Consider the following 16,842-nt stretch of genomic DNA (forward strand, 5'->3'; position numbering starts at 1 on the left):
ATCAACGCCACTTTATCAATACTGCTTTATAGCATTGCAACTGTTTCTGCAATCATCATCGACTGCCAGTGTCTTGTTTACTTCCTATCCACCAAATTTAATGCGCACACCTGCATTGGCAATAAAGCCATCGTTGCGTGACCAGATATCGGTTGTCCAACGTCCACTTGGAGCTTGTGACTGCAACAATAACGGGTGCTCATCGGTTTGCTGAACATCAAGCAGGTTTTCTAAGTTTAAAAACCAGCTGTAGCGGCCTGTGGTTATTTGTCCGAGTAAACCTAAATGCCAATAAGGTTTAGTTTCAGTAATGTAAGGGTTATCGTCTACACGCTGAACGCCAGTATAGTACGCCTCAAAACCTAGCATGAACTTACCGTGCTGCTCCCACATAGCTACAAAGCCAGCTGAATGCTGTGGTGTTAGTGCAAGCTCGCGCCTACCATTAGCATTGGGAACTTCTTCTGTCGCGTCTAAATAAAGATAGCTTGCGGTTAACTTCAGGTCTTTCCAATAGTAGCGAAGTAAGACTTCAGAACCTCTAATTTTCGATTCACCTTCTGCGTTTACCAAGCGCACGTTTGTAGGCGGTGTCCCGTCGCTCGTTTCTACAGTTTCTAAGCGAGTCACGTTATCAACGTTAGAGCCAAATAAGGTAAGACTGGTTTCAATATCGTCAAAACGATAAGTAACATCTAAAGATGCGGTCTGTGCTTGTTCCTCTTGAAGGCCATCTATTGGCAATAAACGTGACAGTCCGGCAGCTTCGATTTCTTCAACAAAAGGCGTGGGGGCGAAATACCCTTCTCCATAAGAGCCTCTAATCGTGACATCGCCTGGGCGATATAAAAACGATATTCGTGGGCTAAATTGAGTACCATATTCACTGTGTTCGTCTAGCCTTGCACTCGCTGACGTTGTGAGTTCATCGCTTATTTGATAATCCACCTGGGTAAAGATACCCGGAACCTCATAGCTGTAGTCAAAAGATGCGAAAGTATCCGAATCGTAAATATTAGATTGATAGGCGACCCCAACCAACCAATCACTCTTGTCTGTGTACCCAGCCAAACTGGTTTCAGCGAGGTAACTTTCGTGTTGATCACTTTCTACGCCTGATAACTCATTGCCGAATTGATGCGTATGTTCTTGCGACATGGCTGAAAAGCGCGAATTAAGGGTAAGCGTATCGCCAAGAGGCTTTTCAAACACAAGGCCACTATCGATACGCTGTGACTCAAGCCCACGAATAAAAGAAACGGCATTTTCTCCGGTTCCTACAGTCGCATCACCAACAGTACCGCCTTGACGGTTTTCCGTCATATAACCGGTTGTAAAGTAAAGGCGCTCGCCCTCATCGCCTTCCCAGAATATACGCGGTCTTACCGTATAGCGTTCATAGCCCGCCAAGTCGGCCCAGCCGTCGTTATCGAGATCTTTCTCACTTTGACGATGCGCGCCAGCAGTCACCGAGCCACTTAGGCTGTCGCTGAAAGGCGTTGCCATATAGGTAGTGAAGTCTTGCCCGTCACGGGTGGTGAAATTCACTAGAGCTTCACCTTCAAACTCATCCTTTGGGCGACGAGACACAAGGTTAATGACGCCACCAAGTGCTGAGCCACCGTACAATGACGATGCAGAACCTTTGATAATTTCAACGCGCCCTAAGTCTGTAGGTGGAATCTGAAGTAAACCAATGGACGCTGATTGGTTACCGTAAAGCGGCAATCCATCAGATAAAAGCTGGGTATAACGGCCATAGAGACCTTGCAGACGGATATTTGCACTGCCAAGAGCAGGAGATGTGGTTTGCATTCTCACACCACCGGTTTCGGCGACCAACATAGAAATGTTACCCGGCCGCATGGCTGCCTTTTCCTGAATTTCTTCTCGGTTAATCAGTTCAACACGAACAGGCTGATCATCTGCAATACGACCTGAACGCGCCGCTTGAACCACTATTTTTTCTACTTTTTCTTCATGGTGATTATCGTGTTCACCACGCTCTTTTTCATGAGCATTTACATGTGAAGTAAAAATAAGTGAATTGAATGTAGTTAATGCCAGAAGGAAAATTGATGGCTTGAAAAATGTCGTTGGCATGTTCGTCCGTAAAATCCGATGGAAAGGACGCGCATTACACCATAACCTTTCGTCATACTCACTCCATTCCACCTCGTGAAATCATACATTCAAAGCATGTCCCCTTAACATTAACTGCCCCTTTTTCCAATTTGCACACCTTTGCAATTTATAAGCAATTGGTCATAGGCTACGCTTATTTATATGTATAAATTGTAAACAGTTCTCATCTGATATAAGCGCTCCTATTATGAATAAAAAAGGAGTGGCCCAATGCCTAAAATCCCACGTTCCTCAGATAACGACTATACCCATGACATGAGTCAGACCCGCCGCGAATTTATTGCGCGAGAAACCGGCACTGAGCTAAATCATTTAGGACACTATTCTATACCTCCCGACACCTTGTCTGGAAACATAGAAAACTTCGCAGGTGTTGCACAGATTCCTATCGGTTTCGCAGGCCCTATGCTGGTAAATGGAGAGCACGCCAAAGGCGAGTTCTACGTTCCAATGGCAACAACAGAGGGTACATTAACAGCCAGCTACAGCAGAGGCATGCGTCTGACAAGAGAAGCTGGCGGTATAACGACCACCGTCATTGACGATGCCATGCAGCGAGCACCCATGTTTGCTTTTCCTGATGCACGTGAAGCTCTCACATTTGGCAGGTGGGTCGAGAAAAACTTTGAAGCCATTAAACGTGCCTGCGATAGTACCACCAGCGTGGGCAAACTAAGGGATATTGAACAGTATGCCGCCTCTAAGCTTCGCTGGCTTAGGTTCAACTTTACCTGTGGCGATGCTGCAGGGCAAAACATGGTAAGCAAAGCCACTAAAGCAGGCTGCGAGTGGATACAGGAAAACTATTCAGGCTCTATTGAGCACTTTGTGCTGGCAGCAAACCTTGATACCGATAAAAAACACTCACACTTAAACTCGCTGCATACCCGCGGAAAGCGTGTTGTAGCAGAGATAACACTGCCAAAACTACTTATGACAGAGATTATGCATTGTCCGCCCGAGGCTTTGTTTAAACAGCGTCAGTATTCAAATATGGGCGCATTAATGGCAGGTAGTGTTAACAATGGTGCTCATTTCGCTAACGGTATTACCGCCATGTTCATCGCTTGCGGACAAGATGTTGCTAATGTTGCTGAGTCGTCGGCAGGGTTTACTTACGCTGAAATCACGCCCAGCGGTGACTATTACTTCTCAGTCACTATTCCATCATTAATTGTAGCCACGTATGGCGGTGGAACGGGCTTGGCTACACAAAATGAATGTTTAAGCGTACTTGGCTGTACACAAAGAGGTAGCGTTGATAAGTTTGCCGAAATTGTTGCGGCAACTGTGTTGTGTGGCGATCTGTCTCTGGGCTCTGCTGTTGTAGCAGATGAATGGGTAAGCAGTCACGAGCGACTAGGTAGGAACCGTTAAACCGTTTACAATAGTTGCAGCACTATCACCTTCAAGAAAGGACAAGCTAACTCAAGTAGAGACTTATTGAGTTCTAATAAAAATGCTAAATGGCTGGAATGCTAGGGCGCGTAACAACAAAGTACGCGCCTATTCCCATAAATAGACCTATGCCTATATAAGCGGGAATGGGCATTGATGCAAACAGGCAAACTAGAATAAAGCTCACCAACATGCTGCAGCACGCTATGCATTTTACCTTTTTCGATATTGCACCATGTTTACGCCACGCAACAAGACTCGGGCCGTATTTGGGGTGCTGAATTAGCCAGCTTTCAAGGCGAGGTGATGATTTCGTAAAACAAAAAAGCGCGCCTATCAAAAATACCGTGGTTGGCATTACAGGTAAGAAGGCACCTACAACGCCTAAACACGTTAAAAACAACCCTAACGATAAATACAGTACTTTTTTCATAAAACAGTTACGCCCAATCCAGTCCAACTCCATGGTCGGTGTTGTAACTCAACACCGTCTAAGCACCTTTCCAACGTGCTAGTTTTATACACAGATTATAGACAAAATGGATCTGCATGCCCTTGTCGTAAATCAAACCTACTCATTAACCTTATGACAAAATAATGAATTTTCCATCTACATTGGTCTAATTTTTTTGCGTTTACGTGTGGCCTATTTATAAATATGTCGCCAAATATCATTTGACCAAAGGAGTCGTGGAATAATCTGTGTCAGTGTTTTGAACCTGTTGCTAGAGCAATTCACTTAGTATTGGAAGACTGTTTAACCTGCTGCCACAAAGCTTCCATTTCATCTAGAGTCAGTGCTTCGAGCTTCTCGCCCTGTTGAGCCGCCAAACGCTCTATGCCTTTGAACCGGTTGGCAAACTTGTTACTGGCGTTGCGAAGCGCAGTATCTGCATCCACCTTGCAATGCCTTGCCAAATTAACCATAGCAAAAAGTGCATCGCCAATTTCTTCTTCGATAGCCTGCTGATTTTCGTGCATACCATCGCTTGAAGGATTGTCACTAGCACTGTTAGCACGTAAAAGACGCTGCTTGAAATCCAGCTCTTGTTGAATCTCTTCTACTTCTTCGCGCACTTTATCTATAACAGGCGCGGCGTCAGGCCAGTCAAAGCCTACCTTTGCACAGGCTTTTTGCAGCTTTTGTGCATACATGAGTGCCGGCATGCCTTTTGGTACACTATCTAGAATACTGGTATCTCTGATCTCTCTGGCTTCGTCAGTTTGCTCTGAACGCTGCTTCTTAAGCTGTTTTTCTTGGGCTTTAATAGCATCCCACTGCGCATTTAAAGCACTGTCATTTAACTGTGAACGTTCACGCGCGAGTTTTTTGTTTATACTGTCTAACTCAATATTTTTGCCATCATAACCCGGCTGTGTACCAAACACATGAGGGTGCCGGCGCACCAGCTTTTCGCTAATGGTTTGCGCCACGTCGTCAAAAGAGAATTCACTTGATTCACTGGCGATCTGCGCATAGAACACCACTTGAAACAGCAAGTCACCTAGCTCATCTTTAATGTCTTGCATATCGCCGGTGGCAATAGCATCAGCCACTTCATAGGCTTCTTCTATGGTGTAGCGAGTTAGGCTGTCCATGGTTTGTTTCACATCCCAAGGGCAACCCAATTCAGGGTCGCGCAGCTGCGCCATAATTTCAAGCAGCCGCTGCATTTCGCTCAGCTTAACTTTGCTTGCGTTTTGCATCTGTTACGCCCTTAAGCTGTCGCAGTTGGGTTAATACTTTTGACACTCTTTCGAGGTCTTGAACCTCTATCGATATGGTAATAAGCGCTGTTTGTCGGTTTTTATCACTTAGGCTGTTCACACCTAAAAGTGGCACATTCTCATTTGCTAACACCGTAGTGATATCGCGCAATAGCCCGGTTCTATCATGACAATATATATCAATGCCCGTTTCAAAACCTACTTTAAGCTCTTGTGACCAATTCACCTCTATCTGACGCTCTGGGTGCTGTGACAACAAGTGCTGTAGCTGACTACAGTTTTCTTTGTGAACACTTACACCACGACCTTGTGTGATATAGCCTAAAATAGCTTCTCCAGGTACCGGCTTACAACAATTGGCCAACTGACTCATAAGGTGACCTACACCCTGCACCACTACCGCATCTTTTTTACCGGAACCGGCTGCTGTTTTACGTGTTTTTACTTTAGGGCTAATTTCTGGCTCGGGGGCTGGCGGCTCATGCAAGTGATGAATAAAGTTAATCACCTGCATAACACGCACGTCACCGGCGCCTACCGCGGTGTACAAATCATCTAGCGTTTGTAAGTTAAACTTCTCAAAAGCTTCACTGGGTACTTTGGCAGGTAAGTGAGCACGTTGAAGTTCGCGTTCTAAAAGCTCTTTACCGGCAGCGAGGTTTTTATCTCTGTCCTGCTTTTTAAAGAAGGAATGGATAGTGGCACGGGCCCGCGACGAATGAACATAGCCAAGTCCTGGGTGCATCCAGTCGCGACTTGGGTTGGGCTCTTTCCCGGTCAATACTTCTATCTGGTCGCCACTTTGCAATAAATAAGTGAAAGGCACTATACGCCCATTCACTTTTGCACCAATACAGCGATGGCCCACGTTACTGTGAATGTAGTAAGCAAAATCAAGCGGCGTAGCACCTTGGGGAAGGTCAATAACATCGCCTTTCGGTGTGAACACATACACTCTATCGTCGAACACTTGACTGCGAAGTTCTTCAACCAAATCGCCCGATTCAGCCACTTCTTCTTGCCATGCTAGTATACGACGAAGCCAGTTTATGCGCTCGTCATAGCCCGACTGCTTGCCAGTACTGCCTTCTTTGTATTTCCAGTGAGCAGCCACTCCCAGTTCTGCATCCTGATGCATTTTCTGTGTGCGAATTTGAATCTCAACTGACTTACCTTCAGGCCCGACTATAACGGTGTGAATAGATTGATAGCCATTTGGCTTAGGGGTTGCGATATAATCGTCGAACTCGTTAGGTAGGTGCTTATAGCTGGCGTGAACCGTTCCAAGCGCTGCATAACAATCTTGTAATCGCTCCGCAATAATACGTACAGCCCTAATATCAAACAGTTGCTCGAAGGTCAGACGCTTTTTCTGCATTTTTTTCCAAATGCTGAAAATGTGCTTCGGGCGGCCATAAACCTCTGCGCGGATCTCTTCGCCATCAAGTAAGGCTTGCAAGTCGTCTACAATAGTATCTATATACTCGGCGCGCTCTCTGCGCTTGCCGTCTAACTGCTTTGCAATTTGCTTGTAAGTAATGGGGTGTAAATAGCGAAAAGCGAGGTCTTCAAGCTCCCACTTTAATTGACCAATGCCCAAACGATTTGCCAATGGCGCATAAATACTGGCGCACTCTCGGGCCACCATAACGCGGGTTTCTTCGTCTGCCTTTTTAACTTGTTGTAGTGCACAAATACGTTCGGCCATTTTAATTACAACGGCACGAACATCTTCTACCATTGCAAGCAACATGCGACGTATGCTGTCTATGTGCTGTTCGTCAGACTTTTCTGCAAACCCCGTACTGTTAATTTTTCTCGCATGTAACGACTTAATAGCATCCATTCGGCGAACGCCCACTACCAGATCGCGAATTTCCCCGCCAAATTCTTCATAAATATCATCTTCACTTAAAGCGTGCTGTTCGCAATAAGGAAATACAAGAGCTGCCTGAAGCGTTGCGTCATCCATATTAAGCTGACACAAAATCTCAACCATTTCCTGACCAACCAATAGTCGCTCAGGGATGGAAGACACAGCACTTAGCTTATCTTTTGTTTCTGCATTTAACTCAAGACTATCTAACCACGCTTCAAAGGGCGGTCGGTCGGCTTGGTGGACCTTTCTTGTCGATACCATATCCTTTACTCGTTACTGCTGCTTTCGCGTAAACAAGGCCATCATCTCCATGTGATGGGTGAAGGGAAACATTTCTGCTACGCCCGCTTTTTCCATTTCATAACCTCCGTTTATCAACACTTTTGCGTCTCTAGAAAACGTACTTGGGTTGCAAGAAACATACACTATCGTTTTTGGTAGGGCTTTTACAAGCGCATGACAAACGGTCAATGCCCCTTCTCTTGAAGGGTCAAGCAGCACCTTATCAAAGCCCTGCTGCAAAGAAGCCTCAACATTAGTCTCATCAGACAAATCTAAATGCAACCACTGTACGTTTTCAACGCCCTGCCGATGTGCATTATCTTTTGCGCGGCGCACCATCTCTGACACGCCCTCTACCGCCTGAACTATCGCACCTGACTTAGCAATAGGTAAGGTAAAATTACCCAGACCGCTGAACCAATCAGCTATGAGCTCGTAAGGCAGAGGATTTAGCCAATTCATTGCCTGGTTAATCATTTTTTCGTTAACCACTTTATTTATTTGAATAAAGTCATTAGCACTTGGTGAAATAGAACAGTCATTTATCGTAGACATAACCAAATCAGTGCCATGCCCTACACTGCGTATTTGCCCTTGTTTGTTCTCGAGTTTTAACTCTATTTTTTCGGCATTGGCGAGAGAGTACTCGTTAACCAGTGCATTCACCGCATTAATAAGCTCTGCCTCAAGGGCTTTAGTATGCTTAATAACAAGGTGCGATATTTTATCACCGGCGATAAGGCTTACATGCCCAATATGTCGAGCCGTTTCGAACCCTGTAAGCGCATTTCGCAAAGGGCCGATAATGTTTGATAGCGGGTCAACTAATATTGGACAGGTCTCGACACTGACAACGTTACTGCTATTCGCTTCGCGAAAGCCTAACTTAATTTGATTTGGGTTGCGGGCGTCGATAGCCAGCCTTGCTTTTCTGCGATATTGAGGTCGAGGACCCACTAAAGGAGCTTGCCAAACGTCTGCTTTCATTGCCAATTGACGTTCCATCATCACTTTAAGGGCGTTGTCTCTTAGCTTAAGGGCAGCATCGGGCTGTATATGCTGTAGCTGACACCCACCACATGAATCAAACACAGGACAAAAAGGCGCTTGTCTAGCATTACTTGGCGAATGAATGTTTATCGCCTTAGCGTTAATGACTTTCTTTTTACTCGTTAGCACCTCTATGTCGCAGGTTTCCCCAACAAGGGCACCATCAACAAACATCATGGGGTTACCGCGCACTACGCCATGACCCATCCAGTCGATATCTTCAATGGTAACCGTATTGGACTTTTGGCTTTTATTGCCTTGTGAGGCTTTATTAGCTTTTCCAAATCGAAGTCCTGCGACCTGCGCGTTGGCGCTGACATTACCTTTCTTCGCATTGCCACTTAGGCTTGAAGACGTTTTGCCTTTTTGCTTGCTGCGTGATTGTTTAAAAAGGTTTGCCAAGTGTGACTCCGGTAACTTGCATTGCGTAGTTCGATGTTTGTAGCGTTTCTTGTGAACGCAGACCAGATAGATGTCATCTACCTGGCTTCATTGAGTCTGCGTTTTCGTAGTGCGCGCTTTAGTAAATTATTAGGATTCTAGTATAACGGTGGCGACGGCGTAATGCTGCTCATCTGAAATACTAATCACGCTTCGGGTAATGCCCCGTGCCTCACACATAGCAGCAAATTCACCAGAAAAATGAAGTTCTGGCGCCCCTAGGTCGTTGTTACGCACCTCTATGTGTTGCCAGCTAATTCCATTCCCAATACCGGTACCAAGGGCTTTCACCGCTGCTTCTTTCGCGGCAAAACGTTTTGCTAAAAAGCGTACTGGTGTAGCGTGCTCACTAAACGTCTGCCACTCGGCAGGCGTAAGTACTCGCTTGGCTAAACGTTCATTGGCACCGTCACCTTTACCAAGTCGCGCTATCTCTACAATGTCAGTACCTAGCCCTGCAATTGCCACGTTATCTACACCCTTTTGAATCTAAGCTTAAATGCCCGCGCGAGCTTCAAGCATCAGCTTACGCATATCAGCCACTGCTGTGTGAAGACCGTCAAACGCGGCGCGAGCGATGATAGCATGACCAATATTCAGTTCTATTAGCTGTGGAATCGCCGCTATAGGTTTAACGTTGTGATAGTGCAAGCCGTGACCCGCATTCACTTTAAGTCCTAAACTATCGGCGTATTCGATACCTTCAACTAAGCGAGCCAATTCTTTCTGCTGCTCGTCTTCGCTGATGGCTTCTGCATATTGTCCGGTATGAATTTCGATGTAAGGGGCGTTACATGCTGCGGCCGCGTCAATTTGCGCTTTGTCTGCATCAATGAATAACGACACCAAAATATTCGCATTAGCAAGTCGCTCGCACGCCGCTTTGATGTTCTTAAAATTCCCTGCCACATCAAGCCCACCTTCAGTGGTTAACTCTTCACGCTTTTCAGGTACTAGGCAGCAAAAAACAGGCTTTACTTCTTCTGCAATGGTCAGCATTTCATCGGTTACTGCCATTTCTAGATTAAGTCGAGTGTTAATGGTTTGCGCTAAAATACGTACGTCGCGATCTTTTATATGACGACGGTCTTCACGCAAATGAACCGTAATGCCGTCTGCACCTGCGCGCTCTGCAATGTCCGCAGCATGTACTGGATCTGGGTAATGTGTACCGCGCGCATTGCGTAGCGTTGCGATATGGTCGATGTTAACGCCTAATAGAATCGTGCTCATTTCACCACCTAACCTGTAAGAGCGAAAAAAGATGTCTGCTCTTCATGTTTAATACATTATTCAAAGGGCGCAAATACCCTTTCTTACAAAGTCGTGATTGTAGCAAATTTTTTCATAGAGCGTGCTGTTTAAGCGTTTGAGTTAAGAGAAAATAATGTAAAGAAACGGGTGTTCATTGCAGTTTTTTCTACAAAGTGTGGACGGTTATAAATATGAAGGTTTAAGAGGTTAATGTCTAAAGACGTAAACTAAGAAACCTACTCCCCCCTTAACTTGTTGACCCGCTAACGCGGTTTGGGCAGAAAGAGTTCGCGACTTTTAAGTGGTTTGTCACCAATGAGCGGCTTTAGCAGGTCGCGGCAAAGCACCTTAGCGACTTTTTTGCTAAGCGGGGTAAACTCCCCCTGAGACAAACTGAGCAACGCTTTTCCGGGAAAGCCTCGCATGCTTCTAGTACTGTTAATGTCGTCAGGCAGTCGCACAAAACCCGCATCTATTTGAAAGTTATAGCTGCCGGTTTCTTCTATTGGCATTTCGTATTCTACGTCAGTAGTGAAGTCGGGAAGTAACCCCATTTCATCAAGTAGTGCAAATTCGAACTGTCGCAAGGTCACTTCTATGTCGCTATTATCACGAAGGGACAGTAATGCATTCTCATAAGCATTGTGCACACCGTCGCTGGCGAGGCCCGCCGGCATAACGCGGTTGGTTAGTTCGTTTACATACATGGCACAAAACAAAGCTGTGCCTACAAGATTGATGGACGGGGCGACGCTTTCAACGTGACGTAGGTTTTTTAACTCTGACTTTCCACTTAACTGTAGGCGAAGATGTTGAAAAGGTTGAAGCAGGCTCTTTTTGTCTGATTTACTGTTTTTCACCCCTTTTGCCACAGCGCTGACACGCCCTTCTTCTAAGGTAAAAAAGTCAACAATATAGCTGGTTTCCCTGTAAGGACGTCTATGCAATACATAGGCATTTAACCATTCATTATTCATTGTTGTTCACTTTTAATTATTTATAGCCGAATTGGTGGCGGTTTAAGAGGTTGTCTAAATGTTCATTCTAATAGTTGTAGGGATATTCGTTTTAGCTGCGCTTAATTCTTACCACTTTCATAGTTTCAAATTCAATACCAGCAACTTCTTCAACGTGGCGATAATAAGTTACGTTCACCCGCGCGCCTTTCAAGCTTTGATATTGCTGTTTTCGCCGGTAAATAAAGGGCACATCAATACCTTCTAGCATAATGGTGTGGCGAATCCAATCGCCGTTTTTCTCTTCCCGCTGAACGTGAGAAATCACTTTGACATTGTCGGTTTGATTCAGCTGACTATGCTTTTCAACCAGCTTCTGCCTTTCGCTTTTCACCCTCGCCCCTTTGTGTTTTTTGCATTGTCACTAATTACTTTTAATTGTCTTGGCTTGTCATTTAACAAGCCTACCATTACCTGATATTTTACCTCTGTTAAACCGCTTCTATTTGCTCAACTATAAGCTGTACAGTCTCTTGCCCTCTAAACACATTAATATCAAGGCGATAGGCGATATGTACACGTTTTATCATGGCATTAGGCCATGCTTTTAAATCAACGTTAAACGCAATAGCGTCCACTTCATTAGCGCCGTCACTCTTTAACACCATTTTTAAATGTTTTTGTCCAACTAACCGTTGATCAAGCAAAGCAAACTCACCGTCGAATAATGGTGATTCAAAGCCTTGGCCAAAGGGGCCTGCTTGGCGCAATATATGCGCAAAGGGTAAACACAACTCTTCTGACGACAAGTCACCATCTGAGAGCAGCGCATGATTCCCGTCAAGCTTTTCCATATGGGTGCGGGCAATATCAACAAAAGCCCGTTCAAAATCTGGAAGCTTGGCAACAGGTAAACTCAATCCAGCGGCCATGGCATGCCCACCAAATTTTTCGATAACCCCCGGGTAGCGAGTATTTACTTCATCAAGCACGTCGCGAATGTGTACCCCAGGAATAGAGCGCGCCGAGCCTTTAATAACAATATCGTCTTGATGAGCGAAAGCGATAACAGGTTTTAGGTACTTTTCTTTTAACCGGCCTGCCACTATGCCAATAACACCTTGGTGAAAGTCTTCTCGGTATACCACTAGTGCGCTTGGCATATCGCCCTCATCCAGCGCCATTTGCTCTAGTACGGCTTCCGCTTGCGCTTTCATGCCAGTTTCAATTTCGCGGCGTTCTTTGTTAAGCGCATCAAGCTCTGCCGCTATCATTCGCGCCTGAATAGTTTCATCTTCTAATAAACAAGCAATGCCTTGTGACATGTCGTCTAAGCGACCTGCGGCATTAAGCCTTGGACCTACTACAAAGCCCAAATCAGTTGAGGTTAAGTGGGCGCAATCGCGGTTGGCCACTTCAACTAGCGCTTTGATACCAGGTCGACACTTACCAGCTCGAATACGCTGAAGGCCTTGGTGAACCAGAATTCGGTTGTTTTTATCTAAAACCACCACATCGGCGACGGTGCCAACAGCAACAATATCTAGTAGAGACGCCAAATTAGGTGGTGCAATTCCTACTTTCTCAAAATGCCCTTGCTGCTGTAACTCGGCTTTAAGCGCAAGCATGATATAAAAAGCGACGCCCACACCAGCTAAATTTTTAGAAGGAAATTCACAGCCAGGTTGGTTAGGATTCACTATCGCATCGGCGGGCGGTAGTGCGTCACCCGGCAAGTGGTGATCGGTCACAACCACCTGCATCCCTAAGGATTTTGCGTGCGTTACACCGTCAATACAGGATATGCCGTTATCCACGGTTACAATTACTTCTGCACCTAGTTTGGCAGCTTCATCCACGATTGGTACGCTAAGCCCATAACCAAAATCAAAGCGGTTAGGCACTAGAAAATCGACGTTCTGATAGCCCATGGCTCGAAGCGCCAGTATACATACTGATGTACTGGTCGCCCCATCGGCATCGAAATCGCCCACGATGGTAATACGCTTATTTTGCGCTACTGCATTTGCAAGAATGTGCGCTGCCTGAGGCATCCCTTTTAATACGTTGAAGTGCGTAAGCCCTTTAAGGCCATTCTCCAAGTCATCCATATTCGCAATATTGCGACCGCGATAAATTCTATCGATAACAGGGTGTAAGTCGGAACTTAACGAGGCGCCGGAGACCTCGCGGCGAACAATAGGCAAAATCATGAAATACCACTAAACCAATTCTGTGATTGCAGTTGTCTGTGTCAATTGGAAAAAGGCAAATATTGAAACAAGCTCAGTTTTAATACAACGCGTAAAAGAGACTGCTTTTCAAATAAAAGTGCCGCACTAACTGCAAGATAAAACCATACGAACAAAACGTAAGAAAAATAGCGATACGAATCATACCTCAGAAAACAAAAAAACGCACAGAGCGTGCGTTTTTCCATATCAACAATTAAGAGGTCTGAATGACTACTCTGCCTCTTCCAGCGCTTTTACGAGTAGCGCGGCAGGCTGATAACCAGGTATAAGTGAGCCGTCTGGCAACACAATATTTGGCGTACCGTTCACACCCAACTTTTGACCCAACATATACTGTTCGGCTACTTTGTTTTTACAGCTTGCACTTTCCACATTACTGCCTGCTTTGGCTGTAGTTAACGCTTTTTGTGGGTTTTCAGCACACCATACCGACACCATGTCATCATAGTTCTGGCTGTTTAGCCCAGAACGCGGGAACGCGAGGTAGTGTACGGTAATTCCCGCATCGTTTAGCTCATCAATTTCTTTGTGAAACTTGCGGCAGTAACCACAGGTGATGTCTGTGAAAACGCTTATTTCGTGCTTTTCGTCTTTGGCTTTAAACGTAATTGAAGACGGCTCCATTGATGCTACGCCTTCTTTGCGCAAACCAGAAAGCGCTAGTTCGGTTTCGTTGCGCATTTCTTTGTCAATATTAAATACGCGGGCCTGAAGCAAATACTCTCCGTTTTCACTTACATAAAACAAACCGCGGTTTGTTGAAACCTGAACCAAACCTGATACAGGAGAGTCGGCGATGGTTTCTACATCTAACCCTAGCATTGAGGTCAACTTATCGCGGATAGCGTCTTCGTCGGCCGCCTGCACGCCAAGGCTTAATAATGCGCTTGCCGTAACAAGGGTAGCTAACAATACTTTCTTTACTGCTTTCACTAAATACTCTCCATTTTGCCATTGAAGCTTACTGTGCTTATTGGCTTAGTATGCGACTGCTCGAATATGCACCCATGGCTTAGGGCAACCGCTTAACATTTTCACACTTATTACTTTCAGACCGTAAAACCTACCAAAAAATTGCATTTTTAACGCTATTTTTCTGTGTTTCTAGGTAACTTTAACGACGCAAACAAAGGCTAATCATATTAGATGCCAAGCTAAAACACCTATTGCAGTATTAACCCACGCCACTCTCTTTAAAAGTAATATAACACCTTTATCCTACCACACTGTTTTTCATTAAAAACATGTCTAAGCAGAGCCTCGTCGTATACAGAGTCCAATTTGTAGCATTCACCTTGGTAAATATAAGAGTTTACTAATTAACCACGAGGATGGTGACTGTGGATAAGTGTCTGCAGTCGCTCTGTTGCTACATGTGTATAAATTTGCGTGGTTGATAAGTCACTGTGGCCTAACAACATTTGTACTACACGTAAATCTGCACCATGGTTTAAAAGGTGAGTAGCGAATGCATGACGCAATGTGTGGGGGGATAAATGCTGTTCAATACCCGCTTTCACTGCATAATACTTAATGCGATGCCAAAATGTTTGGCGTGTCATTTTTTGTCCGCGCCTGCTAAGAAAAACCACATCAGATGTTTTAGTGGCAAGAATAGGTCGCGCCGTTTTTACATAGGTTAGTAACCATTCAATTGCATCTTCTCCTAGAGGTACTAAGCGCTCTTTGTTTCCTTTACCTACCACCCTTACCACACCTTGTTGAAGACTAACTTGATCCATCGTCAATCCAATTAGCTCACTCACACGAAGGCCCGTGGCATAAAGCACTTCGAGCATGCTTTTATCCCGGCATTCAATTGGGTCGTCAGTTAGGGGCGCATTGAGTAAATCTTCAACCTGCTGCTCACTTAAAGAAGAAGGTAAAGCTTTTGGCGTTTTTGGGTTAGATAATGCAGAAACAGGGCTGTCTACTCGAATTTGTTTGCTTATAAGAAACACAAAAAAGGCACGAATGGCGCTAAGCGCTCGTTGCGTACTGCGAGTAGACAACCCCTTATCATGGCGATAGGCAAGGTAATCTTGAAGCTGTTCAGTAGTGAGCACAGCAATATCCTTCACGCCTTGATTGTTGCTATAAATGGCAAGCTTAGTGAGATCGGTACGGTAGCTTTGCTGAGTATGTTCTGACAGCCCTTTTTCAAGCCACAACATTTCAATAAAGCTATCAATATGGGCCTGACTTGCCGCAGGCACATAGGTTAACTCACGTTCAACTTTTGCCATTTAGAAGCCACGCTTTTGTTTAATCAGCTCGTAAGCTGACTGAATATCTTGCGCTTTCTTTTTGGCAATCTCCATAGCCTGTTCTGGTAGGCCTTTAGATACCAGTTTGTCGGGGTGATGTTCAGCCATGCGTTTTCTATAGGCACGTTTTATGGCTTTTTCATCGTCAGATGCCGCCACCCCTAATATGCGATATGCATCATCTAAGCTTTGCTGCTCAGAGTAGGCTGACTGCTGACGCGACTGGCCATGCTGGTGTTGCCCTGTTCCTGCGTAATTTCGTTGACCGCCACGTTGTCTAAATCGGATTTCTGCCTCATACATTGAAATGAGGTAATCTAAATCGCGACGTCTAAACCCAAGTGGTTTCGCTACTTTCTCAAGGACGTTGTACTCTTGTTGAGAAAGTTGACCGTCAGCAAATGCGGCTTGAATAAGAATTTCCAAGAATACTTGTAGAATATCACGTCTGCCATGGCTGGCATCATAGAAACCTCTCAAGGTGTCGACTAAGGGAAAATCACGCGCTTTACCTTCCCTGAAAGCTTCTTGCGCTTCACGACGGGCATCCCCTGTAAGACGCATTTCGTCCATTAACGCTGTAGCAATTTGAATTTCTCTGTCTGTCACTTTACCATCAGATTTAGCAAGGTGACCCAATGCGCTAAACAGGCTGTGAAAGAAAATTGCCTGTTGCTTTACGTTATCTTGATCAGTAAAAAAGCGTCCAAAGCCACCTAACTGATTGAAGTCTTGCCGGTAGGCTTTATCAAAAAAGTGCCCAACTAGCAGGCCTAGGATCGCGCCTGGAATTTTAAGAAACATAAAGCCAAATAAGGCACCGAGGATTTTTCCCCAAATTGACATCGTGTTATACTCCATTGATGCACTGTATAAAAATGGATGTTGCAATTATTCGTTCACGCCGTGCATAGAGCGCTTAGCTCATCATCATATCAAATGCTTAAGTGACTTACCTATAGCTGCAAGCTCGGTTTAGTCGTTTAAAGCACGCAACCACTTAAAAATCATTTATTTGAAAATAACAACACTAACGTACAAACTTTTGGTCTAAATGACATAAAATCAAGTTTCACTTCCCGATTAGTTTCGCTTTTTGATAAGTAATGTATTTAAAAGTGCATTTTTTTGTCTGAATGGTTGGTAATTGCGACAGAAGTGCTTAGAATTGAGCGCTTAAATAAAAA

The 16,842-nt window shown here is 44.9% G+C and carries 14 protein-coding genes; 1 reads left to right on the top strand and 13 read right to left on the bottom strand.

Annotation, left to right across the window (positions count from 1 at the left end; genetic code table 11):
• Positions 1-84 precede the first annotated feature (84 nt).
• On the bottom strand, positions 85-2,103 hold the full coding sequence (locus tag KL866_RS00990; protein ID WP_025256488.1) for a TonB-dependent siderophore receptor: 2,019 nt from the start codon (positions 2,101-2,103) through the stop codon (positions 85-87).
• Positions 2,104-2,355: 252 nt separating this feature from the next.
• Between KL866_RS00990 and KL866_RS00995 the strand changes: the two genes are divergently transcribed.
• Complete coding sequence (locus KL866_RS00995; protein WP_025256489.1) at positions 2,356-3,522, top strand: hydroxymethylglutaryl-CoA reductase; 1,167 nt, start codon at positions 2,356-2,358, stop codon at positions 3,520-3,522.
• Between the two features lie 85 nt (positions 3,523-3,607).
• Here KL866_RS00995 and KL866_RS01000 read toward each other — a convergent pair whose 3' ends face one another.
• The 12 genes from KL866_RS01000 to djlA all read right to left on the bottom strand — a co-directional run bounded on the left by KL866_RS01000 (position 3,608) and on the right by djlA (position 16,501).
• The gene (locus tag KL866_RS01000; RefSeq protein ID WP_025256490.1) at positions 3,608-3,976 is read right to left on the bottom strand and encodes a YbaN family protein; all 369 of its coding nucleotides are present in this window, start codon (positions 3,974-3,976) and stop codon (positions 3,608-3,610) included.
• Positions 3,977-4,278: 302 nt separating this feature from the next.
• Positions 4,279-5,250, bottom strand: a complete 972-nt coding sequence (gene mazG / locus KL866_RS01005; RefSeq protein WP_025256491.1) for a nucleoside triphosphate pyrophosphohydrolase — start codon at positions 5,248-5,250, stop codon at positions 4,279-4,281.
• The gene (gene relA / locus KL866_RS01010; protein ID WP_025256492.1) at positions 5,228-7,411 is read right to left on the bottom strand and encodes a GTP diphosphokinase; all 2,184 of its coding nucleotides are present in this window, start codon (positions 7,409-7,411) and stop codon (positions 5,228-5,230) included. Before relA ends, mazG begins: the two co-directional genes overlap by 23 nt.
• Positions 7,412-7,423: 12 nt before the next feature.
• Positions 7,424-8,884: a 23S rRNA (uracil(1939)-C(5))-methyltransferase RlmD gene (gene rlmD, locus KL866_RS01015; protein WP_025256493.1), complete on the bottom strand. Its 1,461-nt coding sequence runs from the start codon at positions 8,882-8,884 to the stop codon at positions 7,424-7,426.
• Positions 8,885-9,013: 129 nt separating this feature from the next.
• On the bottom strand, positions 9,014-9,391 hold the full coding sequence (gene acpS / locus KL866_RS01020) for a holo-ACP synthase (RefSeq protein ID WP_025256494.1): 378 nt from the start codon (positions 9,389-9,391) through the stop codon (positions 9,014-9,016).
• Between the two features lie 27 nt (positions 9,392-9,418).
• Entirely contained in the window at positions 9,419-10,156 is a 738-nt protein-coding gene (gene pdxJ, locus KL866_RS01025) for a pyridoxine 5'-phosphate synthase (protein WP_025256495.1), read from the bottom strand.
• 284 nt (positions 10,157-10,440) lie between these two features.
• Positions 10,441-11,154: a DNA repair protein RecO gene (gene recO, locus KL866_RS01030; RefSeq protein ID WP_025256496.1), complete on the bottom strand. Its 714-nt coding sequence runs from the start codon at positions 11,152-11,154 to the stop codon at positions 10,441-10,443.
• Positions 11,155-11,245: 91 nt separating this feature from the next.
• Complete coding sequence (locus tag KL866_RS01035) at positions 11,246-11,527, bottom strand: hypothetical protein (protein WP_025256497.1); 282 nt, start codon at positions 11,525-11,527, stop codon at positions 11,246-11,248.
• 97 nt (positions 11,528-11,624) lie between these two features.
• Positions 11,625-13,346, bottom strand: coding sequence for a single-stranded-DNA-specific exonuclease RecJ (recJ, locus tag KL866_RS01040; RefSeq protein WP_214992557.1), 1,722 nt, complete (start codon positions 13,344-13,346; stop codon positions 11,625-11,627).
• A 252-nt stretch (positions 13,347-13,598) separates the two neighbouring features.
• The gene (gene dsbC, locus KL866_RS01045; RefSeq protein ID WP_025256499.1) at positions 13,599-14,321 is read right to left on the bottom strand and encodes a bifunctional protein-disulfide isomerase/oxidoreductase DsbC; all 723 of its coding nucleotides are present in this window, start codon (positions 14,319-14,321) and stop codon (positions 13,599-13,601) included.
• Positions 14,322-14,707: 386 nt separating this feature from the next.
• Complete coding sequence (xerD, locus tag KL866_RS01050) at positions 14,708-15,634, bottom strand: site-specific tyrosine recombinase XerD (RefSeq protein ID WP_025256500.1); 927 nt, start codon at positions 15,632-15,634, stop codon at positions 14,708-14,710.
• Positions 15,635-16,501 carry a co-chaperone DjlA gene (gene djlA, locus KL866_RS01055; RefSeq protein WP_025256501.1) on the bottom strand — a complete coding sequence of 289 codons (867 nt, stop codon included), beginning with the start codon at positions 16,499-16,501 and terminating at the stop codon, positions 15,635-15,637.
• Positions 16,502-16,842 lie beyond the last annotated feature (341 nt).

This window comes from Alteromonas sp. ALT199 (assembly GCF_018619335.1).
Taxonomy (GTDB): domain Bacteria; phylum Pseudomonadota; class Gammaproteobacteria; order Enterobacterales; family Alteromonadaceae; genus Alteromonas.